The sequence below is a fragment of the Anaerocolumna jejuensis DSM 15929 genome (assembly GCF_900142215.1).
GTDB lineage: Bacteria > Bacillota > Clostridia > Lachnospirales > Lachnospiraceae > Anaerocolumna > Anaerocolumna jejuensis.
Map to the genome: position 1 here is coordinate 75,179 of NZ_FRAC01000007.1, position 23,337 is coordinate 98,515.

22 protein-coding genes are annotated in these 23,337 nt (G+C 40.1%); all 22 read left to right on the top strand.

Going from position 1 to position 23,337, the window contains the following annotated elements; translation table 11 throughout:
- The first annotated feature begins 349 nt into the window (after positions 1 to 349).
- Entirely contained in the window at positions 350 to 1,051 is a 702-nt protein-coding gene (locus BUB77_RS03800) for a lantibiotic protection ABC transporter ATP-binding protein (protein ID WP_073273884.1), read from the top strand.
- Positions 1,051 to 1,812, top strand: coding sequence for a lantibiotic immunity ABC transporter MutE/EpiE family permease subunit (locus BUB77_RS03805; RefSeq protein WP_073273135.1), 762 nt, complete (start codon positions 1,051 to 1,053; stop codon positions 1,810 to 1,812). The genes BUB77_RS03800 and BUB77_RS03805 overlap by 1 nt, the downstream gene beginning before the upstream one ends.
- Positions 1,809 to 2,540 (top strand): lantibiotic immunity ABC transporter MutG family permease subunit, encoded by a 732-nt coding sequence (locus tag BUB77_RS03810; RefSeq protein ID WP_073273137.1) that lies wholly within the window; start codon positions 1,809 to 1,811, stop codon positions 2,538 to 2,540. The genes BUB77_RS03805 and BUB77_RS03810 overlap by 4 nt, the downstream gene beginning before the upstream one ends.
- 73 nt (positions 2,541 to 2,613) lie before the next feature.
- The gene (locus BUB77_RS03815) at positions 2,614 to 3,288 is read left to right on the top strand and encodes a response regulator transcription factor (RefSeq protein ID WP_073273139.1); all 675 of its coding nucleotides are present in this window, start codon (positions 2,614 to 2,616) and stop codon (positions 3,286 to 3,288) included.
- Positions 3,264 to 4,595 carry a sensor histidine kinase gene (locus BUB77_RS03820; RefSeq protein WP_073273141.1) on the top strand — a complete coding sequence of 444 codons (1,332 nt, stop codon included), beginning with the start codon at positions 3,264 to 3,266 and terminating at the stop codon, positions 4,593 to 4,595. Before BUB77_RS03815 ends, BUB77_RS03820 begins: the two co-directional genes overlap by 25 nt.
- Positions 4,596 to 4,724: 129 nt before the next feature.
- Complete coding sequence (locus BUB77_RS03825) at positions 4,725 to 5,276, top strand: helix-turn-helix transcriptional regulator (protein ID WP_073273142.1); 552 nt, start codon at positions 4,725 to 4,727, stop codon at positions 5,274 to 5,276.
- Entirely contained in the window at positions 5,249 to 5,587 is a 339-nt protein-coding gene (locus BUB77_RS03830) for an effector binding domain-containing protein (protein ID WP_073273143.1), read from the top strand. The genes BUB77_RS03825 and BUB77_RS03830 overlap by 28 nt, the downstream gene beginning before the upstream one ends.
- Before the next feature lie 209 nt (positions 5,588 to 5,796).
- Complete coding sequence (locus BUB77_RS30250; protein ID WP_139241102.1) at positions 5,797 to 6,426, top strand: CPBP family intramembrane glutamic endopeptidase; 630 nt, start codon at positions 5,797 to 5,799, stop codon at positions 6,424 to 6,426.
- A gap of 434 nt (positions 6,427 to 6,860) precedes the next feature.
- Positions 6,861 to 12,290, top strand: coding sequence for an FMN-binding protein (locus BUB77_RS03840; RefSeq protein WP_073273145.1), 5,430 nt, complete (start codon positions 6,861 to 6,863; stop codon positions 12,288 to 12,290).
- A gap of 249 nt (positions 12,291 to 12,539) precedes the next feature.
- Positions 12,540 to 13,061 carry an adenylate kinase gene (locus BUB77_RS03845; RefSeq protein ID WP_073273147.1) on the top strand — a complete coding sequence of 174 codons (522 nt, stop codon included), beginning with the start codon at positions 12,540 to 12,542 and terminating at the stop codon, positions 13,059 to 13,061.
- A gap of 126 nt (positions 13,062 to 13,187) precedes the next feature.
- Positions 13,188 to 13,484, top strand: coding sequence for a LysE family transporter (locus tag BUB77_RS03850; protein ID WP_073273149.1), 297 nt, complete (start codon positions 13,188 to 13,190; stop codon positions 13,482 to 13,484).
- A 108-nt stretch (positions 13,485 to 13,592) separates the two neighbouring features.
- The gene (locus BUB77_RS03855; RefSeq protein WP_073273151.1) at positions 13,593 to 14,585 is read left to right on the top strand and encodes a GNAT family N-acetyltransferase; all 993 of its coding nucleotides are present in this window, start codon (positions 13,593 to 13,595) and stop codon (positions 14,583 to 14,585) included.
- Positions 14,586 to 15,154: 569 nt separating this feature from the next.
- Entirely contained in the window at positions 15,155 to 15,706 is a 552-nt protein-coding gene (locus BUB77_RS03865) for a DUF3267 domain-containing protein (RefSeq protein WP_073273155.1), read from the top strand.
- Positions 15,707 to 15,762: 56 nt separating this feature from the next.
- Entirely contained in the window at positions 15,763 to 15,906 is a 144-nt protein-coding gene (locus tag BUB77_RS29755) for a hypothetical protein (RefSeq protein WP_170866572.1), read from the top strand.
- 170 nt (positions 15,907 to 16,076) lie between these two features.
- Positions 16,077 to 16,718 carry a hypothetical protein gene (locus BUB77_RS03870; RefSeq protein WP_073273156.1) on the top strand — a complete coding sequence of 214 codons (642 nt, stop codon included), beginning with the start codon at positions 16,077 to 16,079 and terminating at the stop codon, positions 16,716 to 16,718.
- Between the two features lie 38 nt (positions 16,719 to 16,756).
- Positions 16,757 to 17,062: a hypothetical protein gene (locus BUB77_RS03875; RefSeq protein ID WP_073273158.1), complete on the top strand. Its 306-nt coding sequence runs from the start codon at positions 16,757 to 16,759 to the stop codon at positions 17,060 to 17,062.
- 455 nt (positions 17,063 to 17,517) lie between these two features.
- On the top strand, positions 17,518 to 18,510 hold the full coding sequence (locus BUB77_RS03880; RefSeq protein ID WP_073273161.1) for a quinone oxidoreductase family protein: 993 nt from the start codon (positions 17,518 to 17,520) through the stop codon (positions 18,508 to 18,510).
- Positions 18,507 to 19,076 carry a TetR/AcrR family transcriptional regulator gene (locus BUB77_RS03885; protein ID WP_073273163.1) on the top strand — a complete coding sequence of 190 codons (570 nt, stop codon included), beginning with the start codon at positions 18,507 to 18,509 and terminating at the stop codon, positions 19,074 to 19,076. The genes BUB77_RS03880 and BUB77_RS03885 overlap by 4 nt, the downstream gene beginning before the upstream one ends.
- A gap of 58 nt (positions 19,077 to 19,134) precedes the next feature.
- Positions 19,135 to 19,728, top strand: a complete 594-nt coding sequence (locus BUB77_RS03890) for an NAD-dependent epimerase/dehydratase family protein (RefSeq protein WP_073273165.1) — start codon at positions 19,135 to 19,137, stop codon at positions 19,726 to 19,728.
- A 145-nt stretch (positions 19,729 to 19,873) separates the two neighbouring features.
- Positions 19,874 to 20,686 carry an N-acyl homoserine lactonase family protein gene (locus BUB77_RS03895; protein ID WP_073273167.1) on the top strand — a complete coding sequence of 271 codons (813 nt, stop codon included), beginning with the start codon at positions 19,874 to 19,876 and terminating at the stop codon, positions 20,684 to 20,686.
- A gap of 73 nt (positions 20,687 to 20,759) precedes the next feature.
- Positions 20,760 to 21,656, top strand: coding sequence for an SDR family NAD(P)-dependent oxidoreductase (locus tag BUB77_RS03900; RefSeq protein ID WP_084123903.1), 897 nt, complete (start codon positions 20,760 to 20,762; stop codon positions 21,654 to 21,656).
- 445 nt (positions 21,657 to 22,101) lie between these two features.
- Positions 22,102 to 23,139: a PocR ligand-binding domain-containing protein gene (locus BUB77_RS03905; RefSeq protein WP_073273169.1), complete on the top strand. Its 1,038-nt coding sequence runs from the start codon at positions 22,102 to 22,104 to the stop codon at positions 23,137 to 23,139.
- Positions 23,140 to 23,337: the final 198 nt, after the last annotated feature.

Genomic DNA, 23,337 nt, shown 5'->3' on the forward strand with positions numbered 1-23,337 from the left:
TATATGTGACATTACATGGATGCCACATTGCCCAAGCGTGACAAGTCTCAGGAACTTAATTTGCGCTAAAAGACAGCCCGGAGGGGGATGAGAAAATTCATCCTGTATTCGGGCTTTTTTCTTTATTTAGGTATTCCACTCCCTGTTTATCATCCTATTCTATCGTGCAATGGTTGGTGTGGCGCTAACTGAACTGCTGGCCGGGATAAATTTTTGAGTAAGTACCCGCTTCTTTATAAAATCCTTAAAAATGGCTGTTATCATAGAAGTACAAGTCAAAAGGAAGTACAACCCTATGGAACGGACACTGTACAAACCGGCTGCTAAATGTGAAATGGAGGAAGTTATGATGTGTGAGTACATAATAGAAACCAATAATGTTTCTAAAAAATTTAAAAAGACATATGCAATAAAAGATTTATCTATGGCTGTAAAAAAAAATTCTGTCTACGGTTTATTAGGACCTAATGGTGCTGGCAAATCAACATTATTAAAGATGATTACTGGAATTATCCGACCGACTTCAGGTGAAATATTATTCAACAATCACCCTTGGACTCGAAAAGATTTATTGGACATTGGTTCATTAATCGAATCACCTCCACTATATGAGAATCTAACGGCATTTGAAAATTTAAAAGTGCGAGGGACTCTTATGGGGATTTCAACAAATAAATGTTATGAAGCTTTACAAATGATGGACTTAATTGATGCTAAAAATAAAAAGACATCCGATTTTTCGTTGGGAATGAAACAGAGATTGGGTATAGCCTTAGCGCTGCTAAATAACCCTGATTTATTAGTCTTAGATGAACCTACAAACGGGTTAGATCCTTTTGGTATTGATGAATTAAGGAAAATGATTCGGAGATTTGCGGAGTCTGGAATTTCTGTCATTATATCAAGCCATATTTTAAGCGAAGTACAACAAGTTGCCGATGACATAGGGATCATATACAATGGATCGCTCCTGTATCAAGATAAAATTGATGCAAATGAAAACCTGGAACAATTGTTTATGGATATCATCAGAAAGGAGCGTGCATCCTGATGCTACGAACATATTTAAAAGCAGAAAACTTGAAATTTAAGCGCTCCCTATTTAGAAAACTCATTCTATTTATTCCAGCGGCCTTAATTTTAATATCTATGGTATTTATATTTATTGGTATTGGTTTAGGCGGTTTTTCAAGCTCTATCGTATGCAATTGGTGTATGCCTATTGCGTCTTTGTCCATTGCGATTTTATGTCATTTAGTAAATAATAAGGATCAAAAACACAAATACCGAACTCTTTATAGCTTGCCCATCGACTTGAAGAAGACATTTATTTCTAAAACAATTTTGATAGCGCTTAATCTTTTGATAATATCATTATTGCTATCGTTTATCACTGTTATCTCTGAAGGCATATCGTCAGGTGTTTCAATCGCAACTAGTCATACCGGGTATTATATTTTAGGATACTGCTTATTGTGGTTCTCATTATTATGGCAGATTCCTTTCTGTTTATTTTTGGATCAAAAAGTCGGATTTGTTGGTTCTGTCATAATAAATTTGTTTGCCAGTGCGTTCGGCGGGTTATTTTTTTCCTTGACGCCTTTGTTTTGGTTCTTCCCATATAGCTGGCCTGCGAGGTTTATGGTTACATTATTTGGAGTTTTGCCAAACGGATTATTGGTTGAAGCAGATTCAAGACACATTTTGAATTTAGGAGAAAGTTCGTTGCTGGTATTGGTATCCTTGCTTGCTATGTTAGTTCTTTTAGTCTTGTTTTCCCGCTGGTATGGAAGGCAGGTGTATCGCAAATGACTATTATGAGGGAGTTTTTTTCTAACTTTACCAAAATCAAACGAACTCCAATTATTTTATTGCATTTGTTACTGCCTATAGTGGTTACAACCTTATTTTTAGTTTATTACGCTTTTGCCGGATACCATATTATTCCTGATGTGAGGTTGTTTTTCGTTATATTGCAAATATGTTATCCGATTTTTGTTAGTATAGTTGTGCCAATTTTAATTAATTTAGATAGGAACATAAACAATATTCAAAATGCTCTGGGTTTAGTGGAGTCTCGAAGAAGCGTATATCTGGGGAAATTGCTCTTTCTGCTGTTTCTTTCAGCCACAAGTATGATAATATATGAACTATGTTTCTATGTTGGAGTCAATTTGTTTCTAGATATCAGCATAACACACTTTGGCTTCTATCTTGTCATATTTTATATATTTTTATTTGGCAGCTTATTTTTATATTTATTACAAGTTACAATTGCTTTTCGGTTTGGTTCAAGTATTTCTGTTTTGTTAGGGATAGCTGGTACAATTTTAGCTGGTTATTTTGAAAATGCGATTGGTGATAAAATCTGGCCGATTATTCCTTGGGAATGGGGTGTTCGGTTTTTGGAAAATTATTTTGGCTTTACAAGTACACCTGCTTTTCCTGGAATTATTTCTCTAATTATTATTACTTCGATTGTTCTGGTTTTGTCACTACTATGGTTTAACAGATGGGAGGGTAAAGTCATACAGGAGTAAAACAAGGAGGAAAATCCGCTGCTCCTGCATAGGCAGTCGCATTTTTCCTTCGGAAAAACAAGGAGGATAGACTATGTCGAAACTGTTAGTGGTCGATGATGACCTTGATATGCTGGACTTGGTGCGCGCCGCTCTGAAAAAGGACGGTCACCAGGTAGATATCGAAGCGGATGCTGCTGCTGTGCAGCCAGCCCGGTGTCAGCTGTACGATCTTCTGCTGCTCGATGTGATGATGCCTGGCGAGGATGGCTTTTCCCTTTGCGGCCGTATCCGTGCCGAGGTGGATTGCCCCATCCTGTTCTTAACCGCCAAGGCGGAAGATGCGGCCCTTGTACAGGGCTTTGGCCTGGGTGCCGATGATTACATTAAAAAGCCATTCAGTATTGCGGAGCTGCGCGCACGGGTAAACGCCCATCTGCGGCGGGAGGTGCGCCAGCCGGCCTCCACCCTGAGCCGAGGCGGTGTGCGCTTTGATATGCAGGCAAAAGTGGCCATGGCGGACGAACACACACTGCCCTTTACCAAGGGTGAATACGCCATCTGTGAGCACCTTGCCCTGCACGCCGGACGGGTTTTTACCAAAGAACAATTATACGAAGCAGTTTTCGGCTTTGACGCCGAGGGCGATTCGTCGGCCGTTGCGGAGCACATCAAAAATATCCGCGCCAAGCTGAAAGCCGACGGTCTCAGCCCCATAGAAACCGTTTGGGGGGTGGGCTACAAATGGCCAAAAGACAACGTTCTGTAAGCCTTTCCTTTGTGCTTTTGCGCTTTGCCATCGTTATGCTTGGCTGTATGCTGTTATGCTGCCTGACATGGTATGTCGTCATGGTGCGGCTTCAAAAGACCGGCGTTACTTACCAGGGAGCTGTCTCCAACCAACAGGTGGAGAAAATGCTGGACGGAGGGCCAAAAACCTTTGTTTCTCCTGGTGACGATTTTCTGGCCGAGTACGCTTTGTTTGGCCGTAACGGCGAAGTGCTGGAAAGCAATGTAGAGGGAAAGAAGCTGGAAGGCCTGGCTGGTTTTTTACAGGGGGACGTCTCCAGCATACATGTTTCGCGATACACCTACATGGATGGAAGCACCGTAATCTTTCGCTGGTATTACAGGGCTGAGTTTGTCAACCCTGTGCTGCGCGACATACTGCCCCCCGCTGAATACCTGGGGCTGGCCGCACTTGGTGTGGCGCTGGTGCTTTGTCTGCTGCTTAACACCCTGTGGCTCCGTCGGCACCTCGCCGCCAAGCTGAAGCTGTTCAGCGAGGTGAGCGAGAAGGTAGGCGCACAGGAGCTGGATTTCCCAATTCCCTACGCGGGCATACGGGAGTACGACCAGGCACTCGGTGCTATGGAGCATATGCGGGAGGCATTGTACAGCTCCCTGTCCTCCCAATGGGCGGCACAGCAGGAACGCGAGGCGGAAATAGCAGCACTTGCCCATGATTTAAAAACCCCGCTCACTCTGGTGGGAGGCAATGCCGAACTTCTGCTGGATGAAGAACTGCCTGAAAGCAGCCGCAAAATGCTGGAAACAATTGCGGCAAGCAACGACCGGGCCAAGCAGTATGTTGCCAGCCTGCTGGAAACCTCCGCCGGTGGGGATGAGGTATTTGAAAACACCAGCCTGCCCGCCATGTTTGACGGGCTTTGCCAGAGCACAATGGCCATTGCAGAAGCCAAGGGGGTTTGCCTGCAAACCCAAAACAGTCTGGAAGGTGCTGCGAGCATTCAGAAAGACCACTTACTTCGTGCCCTCGGTAATGTGGTGCAGAATGCCATCGAGCATACACCGGCGGGTGGAAACGTGTATTTGGTAGGCAGCATGGCAGAGGGAGGCTGGCAGGTTGTTGTGCGCGATGAAGGCTCCGGCTTTAGCAAGGCGGCGTTACACCATGCAACAGAGCGCCTATGGCGTGGTGATGCAGCGCGTGGCGCCAATGGACACAATGGTCTTGGCCTTTGGTTTGCAGCGGAAGTAGCAAAAACCCACGCAGGACAACTAGAACTGCGCAACTGCGATTCGGGTGGGGTGGTTACAATCAAGTTCTGCTAAGCCGTCAGGGATTAATAAGCGATTTTTGTTGTTTGTAAATCCTGTGTGAAGGATGTGTTTCAAAGGCTTACCTGCTGCGAATAATCGACTGGTAAATGTCCTTCGTATTATAAAAAGGAGGATAACAACATGAAAATTGATTATGTAAAAAAAATTGAACAATGTATTTCATATATTGAAGATAATTTGACCCATAAAGTTCATATTGATGATGTTCTTGAAAATACACATTATTCTTATCCTCATTTCCATCGAATATTTATGGATATCGTAGGTGAACCCATGACAACTTACATTCGAAAACGTAAGTTGTCATGTGCTGCTGTAGAACTAATAAATACTAAAAAAACAATTGTTGATATAGCGCTAGATTATAATTTCAGCTCCCAACAGACATTTAATCGAGCATTTACAGGATACTTTGGTATTTCACCACTGAAATACCGGAAAATCGGAATGTTGGATGATTTATATAAGCCTTTTGCTTTTACAGATTGCTTTTTTGAAGATTTGATACCAATTTCAGTATCAATCGAGAGATTACAGCCAATGAAGGTAGCTTCTTACCATTCCTACAATGGCAATATAATAGTAAAGAATAGCAGACAAGAACAAGATACACTGGTTTCAAAGGCGTGGGGAAATCTGGTCAGATGGCAAATGTCTTATCTTTTCCAATGAATGACGATGAATTTGGATATGAAACATGGGCAATGCTTACTAATATTTCTGAAGGTGTAATAACAGAAACGCAAAATAGAAACATAACTATTAAAGATTATGATGGTGGTTTATATGTAACCACGGAGGCTACGTATGGCCCAGATTCAAATCTTGATAAAGTATGGAACTCTCTGCATTACTGGTTAATGCAAAATCAGCAGTATAATTATGGCGAACATCAATGGCTTGAAGAGCATATTACCAAATCCGGAGAGGGAGGATTTCATAGTTTTAAACTATTTCTGCCCATTCAACCAATAAGTAACTAATGCTCACAACGATTTAATTATGTTGTATAGCCTTTTTGTATAACCTTTATTTGAATTAGTTGTAAAGAATCACCAAGAATGATATAATAGGTAACGTTATTGAAATACAAGAATCAATCAGTATTGAGATAAACCAATGATATGATATCAATCTTTTGCTATTGTGTTAACAACGAAAGAAATCAGCCGAAATTTAACGAGGGTTTTATATGTTAAAATATTTGAAACATAATATTGTTCCATTATGCTTGGAAGGTATATTAGTAATTTGTATTATGGCATTTCCTGAGTATCTTTTGCTTGTGAATTTTTTCTTTTATTTAGGATTAGTCACGTATTTTATAATTTGTAAAGACTTTTCAATACAAGAAATGAAAGAAAATATTTGTGCCGGGAAAAAGTTTTGGATAATTGTATTTTTTACAGCAGCAGCTTTGGTTATATCATTTGCTATTACAAGCGTAATCGAAATGTTACTACCAGACATAAATAATGGAATGGGTTTATTAAAAGTACATAATAGGTTTGAATTATTAATTTTTGCAATGTCTACTATTATACTTTCCCCTCTAGCAGAAGAATTATTTTATAGAAAATCATTGATATGTTTTGAATTTAAAAAGCAAATACCTATTTTAATTATTGTTAGCGGGTGCTTATTCGCATTGGAACATTCACTCGCTCCATTGGGTATATTAATTGCACTGATATGGTCTATCCCACTCATGGTATCCTATATAAAGACTAAAAATGTTTATGTGGTTATTATTGCACATTTTATTTGCAATTTTGTTGTGAATGGATTAGATGTTATTTCTCTTTTTAATAAGCTAAACTAATCTTTTTTTATTGTCTCGTATTTACTAAAGCCCTTGATTTTAAGGGCTTTTTTGCTACACTGCTATGTGCTTTTACTTCTTCTTTTTATCTGCCGGTACAAGAATACCCCTATCTTATCCTTGGAAATCCCGCATTATATACTCAGGTTTTAATAATCCTTCTAATGTAGTCAGGCATTTAATTATCAGGACTACCTCTATTTATAATATGCATTTCTGCTACTCGCGATTTGATTTCAACAAAAATAATATAAAGTAAAGATATCCGGGAAGTAATTCAGGTCACATTGATAAATATTTATCAACTGGATCGGAAGTGCTTGACAGCATGGATAAAACTGGTACTATTAATAATTGAAGTTAGCTTAAACTAACCGTTTATGTAATTATTTATTCCGTTTTGAAAACAATCAAAGAACAACAAGGAGTGGATTATGCTAAAAATGTTTACGGGAAAAAGAAAAGGGAAGATAGCTCTGGCTATGGCGTGGATATTGGTTTTTACTTCTTTTGTAATTCCTGCATCAGCGGCCGGCTATTCTTATACGGACGGGAATTATACCGGCAGCGGTACCGGACGCGGCGGAAAACTGTCGGTTACAGTAACGGTTTCCGGCAGTGCAATTTCAGCAATTGAGGTAGGGGACAATCAGGAAACACCCTCTTATCTGGAGAAAGCAAAGGGAGTCATTGATAAAATTATTCTGGCGCAAAGCACGGATGTGGACATGGTTTCAGGAGCCACCATGAGCAGCAGAGCAATTGCAGAAGCAACAGAAGATGCACTGAACCAGTCCTATACCGGGATTTTTAATTCCGGACGCGGCACGGCGGCATCCCCTTACATCATCGCAACAGCGGAGCAATTGAAGGCTTTCCGGGATTCGGTCAATAATGGTGAAACTTACAAGAACCAATACATTGCATTAGGTGGTGACATAAGCCTGAAAGAAAACAGGTGGGTACCAATCAACGGGTTTGCCGGTAATTTTAGCGGAGCAGGCTGGGCCATCAGCGGACTGACCATTGGTTCACCGGAGGCGCCGGAAGAAATCGCGGAAGCCGGGTTGTTTGCAACACTTGCGGATACGGCTGTGATAAAGAATTTAGGACTTACGGAGGTTTCTATCTATGCTTCCAATGCCGCCAATATGGTTTACGCAGGGGGATTGGCGGCTAAGACAAGTTCCGGTACATCCGGGCAGGGAACGGTTATTGACCGCTGTTATGTTACGGGTACTGTAATCTCTTCCGTAACAACAGCGGGCAAATTAAGCTATGCCGGAGGTCTGACAGGCTATCTTGGCAGTTATAGCAGTTTGACCAACTGCTTTACCAATATATCAGTTAATTCACAAGCCGGCAGTACTTTATCCGCTTATGCCGGTGGATTAAGCGCCATGGCAGCGGGCAATACGGCTGTCGTAAACTGTTATACGCTAGGTGAAGTAGCAGGTACAAGTGCTAATACCAATATGGGTGCCGTTGCCGGCGGACTGCTTGGCATGTCGGGGGGGAAATCCTATAATTGCTATTCTTTTAGCGGGGTGACCGTTAACAATGTAAAAGACAGTTCCTACCAGACTACGGCATATGCGCCGGTGGGCGTGCTGGCGGGGCAGGTATCGGGCAGCGGACTGATGGACACCATGTACTATGCGGCAGATACGAAGGTAACAATAAACGGAGTATTACAGGCACCGGTTCCGGCGGTAGGCAAAGGCTCCAGTAACGCAGAGCCGGTTAACCTAACCGGAGTTTCTGCAAAGGCAGCTGACTTTAAAAGCCTTGCCGAGGCACTGAATAATGGACTGAAATCGGTGAATGTAACGGTTCCTGGCATTTCCTTTTGTGAATGGGAGGGCTCCGTCTCCGGGGCAGCTTTAAGCAGCAGGATTTATGTTAATCCTGACATCGGAAAAAATATATTTGCAGGGGGAGAGGGTACTGCGGAAAAGCCCTATCTGATTGCGACAGAGGAACAATTGCGTGCTTTTGCCGTATCCCTGAATGAAAGGATTGATTATAAAGGATTATACATACAGCTGGCGAACGATATCGATGTCAGCAGTAAGGACTGGATTCCGGTCGGTGAGGGAGAATATTCCTTTTGCGGGACCTTTGATGGAGCAGGTCATCAAATCAGCGGCTTAAAATACGGCAGTAAGGAAGAACCCAAAAATGCTGACGGCTATGTTTACATCGGACTTTTTGGTGTTATTAGTGAGAAGGGTCTTGTTAAAAATCTTGGGCTAACAGGGGTAGGCCTATATACGACAGGGGAAAGTTCTGTTAATACCGCTTCGATTGCAGGCTATCTGGACCTCGGCGGAATCGACAACTGCTACGCAGTCGGTACTGTCTCCGGAAAGACAACGGTTGCCGGTAACAACTTTGCAGGGGGCCTGGTCGGGAACCAGTACAAAGGTTATATTATAAACAGCTGGTCGGATGTGGAAGTGTGTTCGGAAGCTTCGGGAAAATATGTATCGGAAGCGGGAGGTCTGGTTTCACTTAATAATCGTGGCTTAATCGCCAATTGCTATACGCTGGGCAATGCCTCGGGAGATGCCGTCAGAGCCTCGGAAGGAATGGCCTATGTCAGCAATCTGGTGGCCTGCCAGGCCGGTACCGTGGTTAACTGTTACGTAGCGGGAGGCGTGATTGCGGATTCCTATTCCTACTATTTGGGTGCAATTTCCGGCATGACCACCGGAATAGGAAAGGGCTACCTGTCTTATTATAATAAAGAGGCTGTGCAGAAGATTGACAGTCAGGTGCCGAATCCGTTTGTAGCGGTCGGTACCACAATCAGTACAAACGAGGACGGTATTATTACCAGCGGGTTCAATTACAGGCTGGAAGGGTTCCGTCTGGCAGATATGAAATCCAAAGAGTTTGCGGAAACCCTGAACAATAATTTCAAGACCTTTCCCGTTGACCTTTCCCAGTGGCTGCCGGGGGACAGGACTTTGAAAACCTGGATTTTTGATGAATCAAAAAACCTTGTAGTACCTGCCGGCGGGGACGCATCCATAACTTATGTTCCAGTTACGGTCGAAGACAGTAAACCTGCTTCCTACAAAGCGGGGACATATTATGGCCGGGCTGCTGGCGATCATGATATGCTGGTAAGCGTCACCGTTACAAAGGATAAGATTAATGAAATAAAAATGTTAAACAAGAAAACTAACAGTGGGGTCAATTCTGCCATAATTGATGCGGTTTTAAAGGCTCAGAGCACCGGGATCGATTATGATAAAGGAAATGTTTCCGTAACCAGACTGCTCGAGGCAATTAATACGGCTCTAAAGAAAGCTGCAGCAGGGGATACCGCGGCGTATGGCATGGTGGATCCGGCCATTTTTGCAGGAGGTAACGGTACGGCAGAAAATCCCTATAAAATAGCCAATGCCCGGCAGCTGGCAGCCTTTGCGGCATCCATTAATGAAGATGAAAACTATGAAGGAAAGTATGTTATACTTACGGCCGATATATCCCTTGCAGGTGTTAACTGGATTCCTACAGGAGGAGGCAACGGCTCCTATGCTTTTCGCGGTACTTTTGACGGTGGCGGGCATACCGTCAGTAAAATGACCATTGGAAGCGATATCCAGCCTGCGGATTTTGCATTTGCCGGTCTTTTTGGATATGTGAACCGGGCTGTTATAAAAAATGTAAAACTGACCCAGGTAAGTATCAATAATCATTATATCGGAGAAGGCCGTTCTTATGGAGGAACCCTTGCGGCTGCCATCGAAACCGGCACCTGTATCGATAACTGCTCTGCCCAGGGAAGTATAAGCAATCAGGGCAAAAACATGAGCTATGTGGGCGGCTTCATAGGCTACACCTCCGGTATCGCATCGGCTGCCTCTTATATCACCAATTGCAGTACCGACGTAGATGTCACAGGCATTTCCGATACCTCATGGGTATATTCCGGCGGTATATCGGGTCTTAATAACCGTACTTATATTGTAAACTGTTACACATTAGGGGATACCACAGGCAACAGCACTAATAACATGAACAAGGCGGCAGTAGGAGGAATAGCTGGTATGCAGGCAGGATATGTAAGAAACTGCTATGCCCTTGGTAATACCGCTACACTGCCTGCTTCTACCGATATAGGCGGCTATGCCGGCAGACACACCGGCATCGCGGAGACTTACTCGGCCTATTATAATGCGGAGGCTTCCCAGTATTCCGGTAATACGCCGCTATCCCCGGCACAGGGAGTTGGTGCCTATACGCCTTCATCCACCACGGGGCTTGTTGTAGCTGAGAAAGTGGAAAGTAAAAGTACAAACAGTATGAAAAGTACGGAATTTGCCTTACTGCTTAACGGGTATCTGACAGACAGCAAGGTTACGGCTGGATTGCCCCAAAACATTTCACTGAAGACCTGGACTTATGATACCGTTTCAGGATATGTGATTTTTTCAGGAGCAGCGGAAAACAATTCCGGCGGTGGAACCACACCGGGTGGGTCCGCTTCGGGAGGTTCCGGGTCAGGTTCCGCCGATAATACAACATCAGGGACGATAACTCTTAGCGGTTTCAGTGGAAATGCTGAGTTAGTAATAGCAAAGGACGGCTCCCAGGGCAGAATAGATGCAGCCATAAACCTTCCTGCAGCGCAGATACTCAGCCAGATTAAGGCAGGCGGTGAAGGAGAGCCCAGGGAACTTACGATTCCTATCAGGTCCGAAGAATTGATAGACTTATTGAAGGAAAAAGAGTATCGGGAACTTGCTATTACAGTGACCTTACCCGACAGTCTGGGGAATAATAAGGCAATAAATATAAATCTGCAATTGGCTAAGGAGCTGCTTAAAACGGCAGGTCTGGAAGGAAAAACAGTAAGAGCCTCCGTTGCAGATGAACACGGACGTGAGTTATACTCCTGGAATTTTAGCAGTGAAAATCTTTCGAAAACAAATAAAATATTTAAGGATGTCAATCTGTCTCTGGAACGGAGAGCAATCGTAAAGAAAAGCAGTACGGTTGAGATTTCGGATGAGGCTCCAAAGGATATTTCAGACGGGTTGGCTGTTCACTTTTTCCATGATGGAATTTTACCTGCTCAGGCAGAGGTGAAAATCTATGTCGGTGATTTAGTGGATACAGGAAATCAGTTAAAAACCGGAAGCCGGATCTATCTCTATCACAGAAATAAGGAAACGGGTAAATTGGATACGCTGCCATACGGTTATGGATATACCGTAGATAAGGACGGCTGCATAACCATAAATCTGGTGCATTGCTCCGATTATGTGATACTGGCGCAGAAAGCCGGCAATAGTCTTATCACATCTTTATTAAATCAGGTGACGGTAACTCCGGGCAAGTTATTATTATATGCGGGAACCACGGATGGGACAACGGATATCAGTGTTAAATTACCGGATACTTTGGAGCTTGTAAAAGACGGGAAAGACCGGACCTTAAGCAGTGCCATCGGTGGAATCACGGTTGCCTTCCGCTCAAGCAATACGGCGGTAGCCTCGGTTAACAGTACAGGAAAGATTATTGCAAAAAAAGCGGGTACTGCAAAAATCACAACGATTGTCACACTTTACAGTGGTAAGAGCAAAACGGTAACTACGGACATTACGGTAAAAAAACCGTACATGGTATTTACGAACAGTCCCAAGTCACTAATGACTGGAGACAATGCTGTATATAAAGTAAAAGGCTATGGTGTGGATACCGGAAAGCTGGAATGGAGTACCGCCAAAAAAGGTATTATCGTAATAGATAAGATGACCGGTAAAGCAGTCGCAAAAACGAAAGGTACAGTTTATGTTATTGCCAGAGCCGGAAAGACTTCAATTAAGGTAAAGGTAGTAGTAAGATAATAACTAGAAAGTTATATGAGGCTCAAGTACAGGCAGACTGTACTTGAGCCTTTTCGTGGAATTTAATAATGAAAGCTCGCATTTGTTGATGTGTGACCATTATTGGGTTTTGTTGTCATACACATAAATAAATGTTATACTAAATAGAAAGAGAAGTCTGAGGCAGGTAGGAAGTTTTTGGAGTATGTCAGAATATTGCCCAAAGATATAATGGGAATATATTAATTATTATTTATGGAGGAAATTAAAATGATTATTTTAATAGCTGGCAGCTCACATACTGGAAAGACCGTACTTGCTCAAAAGATATTAAATAAATACGGATTTTCATATTTATCACAAGACCATTTAAAAATGGGATTAATTCGAAGTGGTGTCAGTACAATAACACCAGAAGATGATATAAAGGATATAATTCACGCAATTTGGCCTATAACAAGAGAAATTATTAAAACCTGTATCGAGAACAAACAAAATTTAACGATAGAAGGCTGCTATATTCCCTTTGATTTTTATAAAGATTTTGATGATGAATATTTAAAATACATAAAATATACCTGCCTGATATTCAGTGAGAAATATATACACAAGCATTATGATGATATTATAAAACATGCAAGAGCTATCGAATTCAGAGATAGTGATGATGCAGAATATTGTACACGAGAAATGCTTCTGCGAGAGAATTTATTTAATTTAGAAAAATGCAAAGAGGCAATTTGTGATTATATATTAATTGATGATAAATATGAGGTTGATATAACAATATAAATTTATTTAAGCTTTATTTAAGCTATGAAAACATAATTGTCTGAGTACCCAATTGCGAATTGAAGTTTATTTTTGTGCTAGATTTGATATGAAATATTAATTGATTTTTATTTTAGAAGGGTATTCATGATATTTAAAGGGCTTAAGCTCGGTATGCTTTTACAATTGGCAATTGGTCCTATGTGCTTGATGGTATTTAACACTTCTGCAACTTATGGGCTTTTTATTGGATTAACTCTTGTTCTGGCTATTGCAATTGTTGATTTGATTTACATAGCTTTATCAGGCTTTGGGGTTGCTGCAATTATTAATAAAAATAAAGTTAAGTTCGCAATAAAATTATTTGGCAGTATAGTGTTGGCAATCTTCGGCGCAAACACTAGTTGTATTAATAATCTTGTTTATATCGCCTTGGCGTTATAATAAATAAATAGGAAAGGGTGTTATCATATGAAAATAACTAAAATTAATCCCAATAAATATAGGAGGGCGACTAAACTATAACCCTCCTAAACATAATGGAGGATAATTTTGAATAGACAAATTATATGTAAACCACTTGATCCAAACTATATTGAAGCCGCTGTTGAAATGGCACAGGAAAATTATGATTTGGAGACGCAATCCGTAACAGCTTTAGGGAGATTTGACAATAGAGCATTTTATCAATCTAAAATTAAGAAATTGTTTGAAAATGGAATCGGTCGAATTGCTTTTCAGAATAATGAACCTGTTGGTTTTCTGGCATTTAATCAAATTTTTAATACTGGTAATGGAATAATAGGAGCTACTTCACCTCTTTACGGATATGGAATCAGAAACGAAAACCGTGGTAAAGTTATTGGCCATTTGTTTCAAGCCGCCGCTGCTGAAATCTGTGAAAAATATGCCCGGAGCCTGCGAATAAATGTATATGCTCATGACACGGAGGTACTTAATATGTATATTATGGGTGCTTTTTCTATGGATACTACAGAGGTTGTCAGAAATACAGCAGTCAAAATTCCATCAGCTGATAAGAATGATTTTATTTTTGCTGAATTAGATAAAACGCAAGTATTGGAGTACAGAAAAGATGTAATTGAATTGTATCGTAATTTAATAAACCATCTGCGTGTAAGTCCCATTTTCTATCACTGTAATGGGTTTTTGCCTATAGAAGACAGATATGAAGATTTTTTAAGCGAAGATATGCGTATTTTTGCAGTTTTTCATAACAATCAATTAGTTGGAATGATTGATTCCGAGCCTACGGACATTGAATTTGCCAAAACGGATTCCAAAGCTATCGGAATGGGAGATGTCTTTATCAAATCAAACTATAGAGGATGTGGGTTAGGTGCGGCTTTACTTGCTTTCGCTAATAATGGAATCAGGGAAAGCGGAATAGACAGAGTATTTGTAACCCACGGAACAATTAATCCGACAGCGAGAGGGTTTTGGGATAAATACTTTGTAAATTATGCATATACAATGACAAGACAAATAGACCCTGAAATGCTTGGAATTATCAAAGCAATTTAATGGTATTAATAAAGCTGCATTTATGTCCAATTATTTAGGTCATTTTTATAGATTAAATATCTTTAGTAATATAACAGATAATTACATAAATTTTTTCCTGAATTATAAGGAAAAAGGTATTGCGTATAATATAACGTTTATATTAATTGTATCTGTAAGTTTTATTGCTATAAGGTATGGAAATTTTCTTTATTACAGGTTACTTCATATGAGGAAAAACAAATTAGAATTAGATACATAGAAATGAATTCCATATTTTCTAATTCAAAAATACTATAACAAATCATTGCTAAAGTAATATCAAGGGTTTAACCTGTAGGAGGGTTAAACCCTTTCCTTTTTTCGTGCCTTTCCTTGAAAATGACATCCTTCAGCTTACCAACAGCCTGGCTCTGCATAGCTCTGATGCATTTATGGGAGCTTACCACATTATAGATAGAGCAGACAGAGGGGAGAATATATAAACATTAGAATGAATCAATCTGTAAGTATAGTATGCTTGCTAGGGTTATATGGTATATGATATTATTTATATTGTTATTAATTTACTTATTTACGTAGGAGGATTTATGGATCAATTACCTGAAGGTTACCGCGAGATAAAAAAAGTTAATTTACAGAAAGACAAAAAAGCAGCATTGATAATAAATATTATTGTTTTAATCATAATGATTCCTTTATTAATACTCGGCATACTTATTAAACCTATTATTGCAGAATTAGATGAGCTTTTCCTATCATTATTAAGTATACTTGCCCTGCTGGTAGTTTACGTGATACTTCATGAAGCTGTACATGGTATTGTAATATTCAAATACACTAACAAAAAACCTAAATTTGGCTATAAAGGGTTGTATGCCTTTACAGGTAGTGATTCCTATTTTAATAAGAAGCAATATATAATTATTGCATTAGCTCCGGTAATATTTTGGGGAATAGTACTGCTAATATTAAACCTTATCCTGCCATTTTATACATTTTGGATTGTATATTTCATACAAGTCAGTAACCTATCAGGAGCGGCAGGAGATATATACATAACACAGGTAATTAAGAAAATGCCTTCAGATGTTTTGATTAAGGATACGGGTGTTGAAATGACAATTTACTCTAAACAATAGCCAATTTTGCCGGTTGATTTGTTAAAACAGTATTGGTTAGCAGGAGCGGAACCTCTTTGCCGGGAGATTATGATTCAAAAGAAACGAATTACATTGATATCATTATAGAAGAACAGGATATAGCAATGAATGAAAATTTAAAAGCTTTTTTGCATGAATTTGAATTATTCTTAGGTTTTAGATTAAAAAATGCGTTGTAATTTTAATCTTTCTATTGAAGCAGTATTACAAGTAAGCTTGTGATATGCACGGGTTTTAGAATGAAAGAGGAAATATAAAGCATGTGGGTATTATCAACTCCTTTGCCGCTAAAATGGAGTCGTAATGCCAGCAATGCAGCTGAAAGCCTAATTTGTCGAGGTGATTGCTTATGAACAGAGTAGAAATTAAGAAATGCTCCACACCATATAATTATGATGAAAGCTATATAGCTATCGATGGAAAATCGATTGTTATGTATCTGGAAGAGTGGATAAGAGCTGGAAAGTGCAAGCAGTTAGAAAGTTTTAATACTATGCTGGGCATGTATCCTGCATGGGGAAGAGAACTTGAGTGGGAGGCAGAGAGGACTTTTATTTCTGAATTACTTGATTCCAGTACTGCACTTAATGTACCTATTCTTGTATGCGAGGATGATATGGATTTGAGCTGTATCGTAATACTGGCGGATATACGTAAAGAAAATAACTGTGTGTATTGGGATAGAATAGGGTTACTTAATCATGAAAAGGAAGATTTCACTGCAGAAAAGAAATCAGGAATATTATTAACTGATTCCTATACCCTGGAAGATTGGAATAAATACGGCAGCAGTATTGCAATGGCAGAAGTAGATAGTGAAGAATGGAGCAGGTGGATATCTGAAAATTGGCATGAGGAATTGCTGCGGCGCAGAAGAAATTATACCATGCCATATATGCAAAATAAGGATAATATTATTTGGATTGAAAATGTTACCTGGTGCTTTAATGAAAAGGAGTATCAAAAATGCGTGGATTGGTATAGAAAATAATTCTTTATTGATTATTCAATTGAAAGAGGGGATGGGAAATGGAGAAAATGATAAACTTTGATTTTAAAGATATTGACTTTAAAGGAGGAATAATCAGATATGATAGCTATTATTTGTCTTTAGAAGAGGACATGTTAGCGGTGGATTATCCCCATGGATTTTTTATAGATGCAGGTTGGTATCAAGATTTATTTAAGATTTATGTAATCCGTGATTGTGCCTGGGATGTACCAGAAAATGTATATGAAGCACATAATGATAAAGAATTTTATGAAAAACTTTTAGAAGCAATTAAATTCACCTGTGAAGAATATCCTAAATATAAATCGAATATGTGTATCTAAATCTTGCAGAATAATGCCATATTATTGGTTTGCTCTATATCTTCTTTGGATAAGCTAAATCAAGATATCTGTAGTTAGCACCTAATTAGTTACGCTGACCGCACGTATCTTACTTTCTTTATGCAACTGCTCCATCACCCTCCAAATCTCTTCATATTTTAAATTATTTAATGGGAAAGAAAGACGAGACGAATAATTTTAGAACCTTTTATATTGCTACGGAGTGCGATATATAAAGCATTTCATGCCCTTTATTTATTTAGCATCTTGTAATATGCAATGGTACAAGAATATTTTTTGTATTGACAAACTTATACTAATAAAACTATTATAGTATAAGTAGAAACAATTTTTATATCGTAAAGTATTAAAAGTAACTATTTAGTTTTCATAGTGCTGTCTGGGCTATTAACAATGGCAAAAATGATAGTGGATAGAAAAAGGAGGCTTTTATTATGAAAGCAATCATCGCAGCAAATACAGGGGCTGTTCTTATAGAAGTACCAACTCCTGCTCCAAAAGCGAAAGAGGTATTAATTCAGGTAAAAGCAAATTCGCTCAATCGTGCGGATTTGATGATGCTTCAAGGTGCAGATCATGGCGGCTGGGGTGGTGGAGAAGGAAAAATACTGGGATTGGAATGGGCAGGAGATGTTGTTGAAGTGGGAGCAGATGTCAAAGAATATCATGTGGGTGACAGGGTAATGTCCGTCGGACCACAGGCATTTGCCGAATATACCATTGGTAATCCTATCGCAATGAATCTCATTCCGGATGGTATGTCATATGAAGAAGCAGCCTGCCTGCCGGTTGCCTTGCAGACGATGCATGATGCCATCAGTACGTTAGGGGGGCTGACTATAGGGCAGACAATCCTTTTCCAGGGAGCCTCTTCCGCTATGGGGCTCATTGGTATGCAGGCAGCCAAATACCTGGGTGCAGGGAAAGTCATTGGTACATCAAGATCGGCAGAGCGGTGTGCAAAGTTAATGGAGTATGGATGTGATGCCGCAGTGGATACCAGCAATTCAGCCTGGGAGGAGGAAGTACTAAAGGAAACGGATGGGGCAGGAGTCGATTTATTAATTGACTTTTTATCCGGCCCTATTATGAATAAAAATCTGCAGGTAACACGGATTGGCGGCCGTATCGTCAATGTAGGCCGTTCGGCCGGAGAGACAGGAGAGTTCAATTTCGATCTTCATAATATGCGGCGTATAACCTATATCGGTGCATCCTTCCGTACCCGTACTCTGGCAGAGACAGCGGAAGTAATCTTAAGAACAAAGAATGCTTTCGGCCAGGCGTTAAAGGAAGGGAATTTCAAGATGCCCATTGATAAGACCTATCCTATGGAAGAGGCTGCTGAGGCATTTAAACGAATGATTGAAAATAAACATTTTGGAAAGATAGTTTTGAATGTATATAAAAGAGGTGCTGATTTATGAAGTTCAACGATAAGCAAAGTGAAATACGAGTTTTAGAAAAAACAGCAGAACTGCTTTCACGCCGCGGCATCCGGGGCTGGAATATGGACGAACTGGCGGCAGAAGCAGGACTTGCTAAGAATACTTTGTACCGTATCATTGGCTCCAAGGAAAAGCTGATTGAACGTGTCGTTTTGGAATATTGCCATAGAGGGCTTTCACGTATGATAGAGATTATTGACCATGGAGAGGATTATATGCAGACCATGGAAACCATTGCCGCTGAATTTCCGGAGCATATGAATAGGTTATATGCCGATTTTTTGTATGAAGTTTTAATGGAATACCCAAACCTGGAAAAAGCAGTGCGCAGCCATCGGGATGAGTTGACGATGGAGATTACGGAATTTATCAGGCGCGGCATAGAAGAAGGATATCTAAAGAAGGATATTCAGCCGGAATCAGTGTTTGAATACCTGCAGGCGATTATACTGTTTTTTGTAAAATCGGGGCTTAAAGGGAAGGAATTGTCGGAAAAAATCCATGGAGGGTTCAACTGCCTTATTTATGGAATTGTGAGGCATTGAGAAAGAAACTATAGAGAAGACCCCCAAATTTACATCACCGGAAAGGACATGGTTTAATATGAATAAAGTTATTTTAATTGGAGGAAGCGGTTATATTGGGACTCACTTGATGGAAAAATGGATGCAGGCAGATTCTAAAGTGGAGTTTATTAGTATCTCCCGCAATGGAAGACCGGCAAAGCTGCCTGAAAGCCTGAAGGCCAATAAGAAAATACAATGGGTTTCAGCAGATATTTTTAATGTGGATTCCTACATTTCCAGGCTGCCGGAAAATGCCGATGCTGTCGTAGATTTGGTCGGCACCGCTACCGCAAAGGATATGGAAGGATTTGAAAAGCTGAACGTAGAGCCGGTTAAGGTCATGGTTGAGCTCATGGAACGCCTCGCTGTTTCAAAGGGCTGCTATATATCCGGTATGATGGGAATGCCTGGAACTAACAAATTGTTTGTCGATTCCAAACGAAAAGGAGAAAAAACAGCTAAAGAAAGCGGAAAAGAGATTGGTATTGTTAGACCAAGTTTAGTTTATGGCGACCGCCCTGGTGTGGGGGCTATGGTTTTCATGGTGAAAATGATGGGTCTTTTTAAGAAAGAACTCAAGCCCATAAAAGTGGAGCAGCTGGCTGACCAAATCATTCGGCTATGCCAGTAGAAGCGTTTTGTTTAAATTATATAAAGTCAGATAAAGTGCCGTTTACCCACAGTGCCGTCTCTCATAATCAGCCGCTTAACAGGAGGGTGGATTTTAATTTAACAATTTGATTTAACAGTTTTAGAAAAAGGAGGGAGAACGCTCATTGGAACATAATAAGGTTAGAATTAACGTATTTCATACAGGGCAGGTTTATGTAGATCCTTCTGTTCCCAGAGGAGAAAAAAATCCATTCGCCTTTACGGGATTGTTTCGTGATAAATCAAAACGGTTATGGCTGCCGGTGTCTGCTTATCTCATAGAGCATCCCCAAGGACTGGTGTTAGTTGATACAGGGTGGAATACGCTGGTGCGCACAGAAGAGAAGAAACATCTTGGATATGCTTCTATTTCTGACCGGGCGAGATTGCCGGAAGGGGAAGCCGTCACAGAGCAAATGAAAAGGCTGGGATATCATCCGTCAGATTTAGAGTATGTGCTGCTTAGCCATATGGATTTGGATCATACCAGTGGGCTTTCTATGGTAAAAGAAGCAAAGCATATTATGTGCAGTGAAGAAGAATGGAAAGATACCAAAAAGTTTCCGATTCGTTATAAAAATTACTGGAAGGAGACAGAAATAGAAAGATTTATTTATGAGCCTTCACATTACGGTCCGGTAAATCGTTCTTATGATCTGTTTGGTGATGAAAGCATACTCTTAATCAGCACACCCGGACATTCTCATGGGATTTTTACAGTGCAGGTAAGAAATAGCGGAAAATTCGTGCTTCTGATTGGAGATGTTGGGTATATGCGTGCTTCATGGGAAAAACAGATACTTCCCGGAATAGTTGCTGACAAAAAGGCAGAGGTAAAATCCTTGGAATGGGTGAAAAAAATGTCAGAACAGGAAGACTGTGTGGAAATACTGGCTAATCATGACCAGGAAGTAGTTCCTCATGTCATCGAACTTTAGGGAAAGAATATGACCAACCATTGACAAATAAATAGTGGTTATCCGTGTTTAATAAAATTAACAGGAGGAAATTATGAGTATCGCAGGGAATTCAAAAAAAATAGTGATTGCAGGTGCTGTGTTAGCAGCAGCCGGTGTGGGAATGCATGCAATCAGGCAGAAAAAGAAAATAGAATATGATGGAAATGGAAAGACTGTGCTAATTACAGGTGCATCAGGAGGAATTGGAAAAGAATTTGCCAGGATTTTTGCAGAGCATGGTTATAATTTAGTAATTGTTGCCCGCTCACTCGATAAGCTGGAAGAATTGAAGGAGGAATTGGAAGATAACTGCGATGTAAGAGTTGAAGTTATCTCTGCCGATTTGTCTGTGGCTGACGGAGCACAGCTTGTGTACGACAAGGTTCAGGAGATGGGAATAACAATTGATCAGTTAGTCAATAATGCCGGGGCAGGGAAACAAGCCAAGGTCATTGAAGCGGATCCGGATACGTTAAAAGAATTGATCAATCTAAATGTGATGAGCGTTACACTATTGAGCCGCCTCATAGGAGCAGATATGGCTCAAAGAGGAGAAGGGCGGATTTTAAATGTTGCTTCTTTAGGAGCTTTTATACCGGATCCTTATTTTAACGTATATGGACCGACAAAGGCATTTGAATTATTCTTAACAGAAGCCATGTTTGGAGAGATGAAAGATACGGGGGTATCGGTATCTGTCTTATGCCCCGGACCGGTTAAGACCAACTGGGCAGCAAATGCAGGAAAATCCGACAGTAAAATGGCAAAATCCCCTGAAACAATTGCAAAAGCAGGGTTTAGAGGAATGCAGGCGGGAAAGGTAGTTATTGTACCGACAATTCTTTATAAAGCTGAAAGGCTGCTTATGAAAAACCTTCCAATACCATTACAAATAAAGATAATACAAAAGTGGCAGAATAGTCTGATAAGAAAAGAAAGAAGAAAATAGTGACAGGTGGCAGCAAGGAATGAAGGTGCACAGGCACTTATCCAAGTGCGAAGTTTGAGTTATTAAAATGTATACACTTATGATATGCTCCCCTTATGGTAGGACAGTTAAATAATAAAACTGTTTACATAAGGAGGAGCATATTTTTATATCTGAGAATAGAAGTGTATTAGTCAAGATTTTCTGCAAAATCCATATCTGAATTCTAAACCCGGTGAGTGAAATCACCCAAATTCAAACATGTAGATTATTCCAATTATTTTAGATTAATAAAAGAATTGTCCGACAATTTACGCCTGAGGGCTTGTAATTGTTACCAAAATATTGTATAATATTAATATATAGTAATCCACATTCTGTAAAATATTTGTGCATAATTTACAATTGTGCGCCAAGTTTTGTGTTATGTGAGCATTATAAATTTATGGGCGGAGGAGAAAATCATATGGTTTCTATAACAAACGAAAAGATTGACTTAAAGAAGCTGGAAATCGAAGACATTATTGATATTCCCACCTTGCAAAAATTCCTGGATAATTTTGCAGTAGGTATGAATTGTGCAGCAGTATCCGTCAACAGAACAGGTCAGGAAATAACGAAACCCAGCCATTATCGGCCTTTTTGCAGTGATTATATTCATTCCAATGCAATAGGCGACAGCCGATGCGCCGACTGCCACAGTTATTTTGGCGCTGAATCTGTTAAACTGGGGAAACCTTATATCGGAAAGTGCCATGCAGGACTGATTGATTTTTCTGCTCCTATTATTATCCAGGGAGAACTTCTTGGTACGGTACTGGGAGGACAGGTCTTAGACAGAACACCTGATGAATCAGCAATCCGGCAGGTAGCCAGGGAAATTGAACTCTCAGAAGATGAGCTATACAATGCAGCGAAAAGAATCGACATTGTGGATTCCAAAAGCATAGAAGCGGCAGCGGAGGTTTTGTTTATTGTTGTCAATGCTCTTGCCCAGGAGGGATATAGCAGAATAGAAACCGAACTATTGTCAACAAATCTGGCAAATAACTTTGTTGAAATTTCCAAAACCGTGGAGATACTCGCAGAATCCGCTCAGACAATAACCAGTAACCAACAGGATTTGTATAGTGAGATATCCGAGATTCGAACTGTAACGAAAGAAATCGAACAAGTTCTGAATTCGATAAGCAAGGTAGCTGATACGACAAAGCTTATCGGCCTGAATGCCTCAATAGAAGCCGCAAGGCTGGGAAACGACGGACGTGTATTTTCGGTTGTTGCAAGCAAGATTCAAAAATTGTCTGAAAACACCAAAGTTACTACAATGCACATAAATACACTAAATTCAAAGATTAATGAAAAAATCAACAGCACCGAACTCAATTCCCGAAAAACCCTGGAAATTACGGAAGACCAGTCTGCCGCAATGGAAGAACTCTCAGCTACAGCCCAGAATTCGGCGGAGCTTGCCGAGCGCTTAAGGACATTCATTGAATCATAATAAATGATGTGCTAGTGTAACAAGAAATTTTAAAGCTAAACTCCCTTTAGTTTTGTGCTTAATAGTGAAAAATTAGTTACATCAGTAATCCACTTTATCTAAGGAGAAAACAGGAATTAGCTAATAGAAACAGTTTTATATATCAGTATATTCAAAACTGAAAAACAGTTATTGAACTATCAAAAAAGCATTATTTAT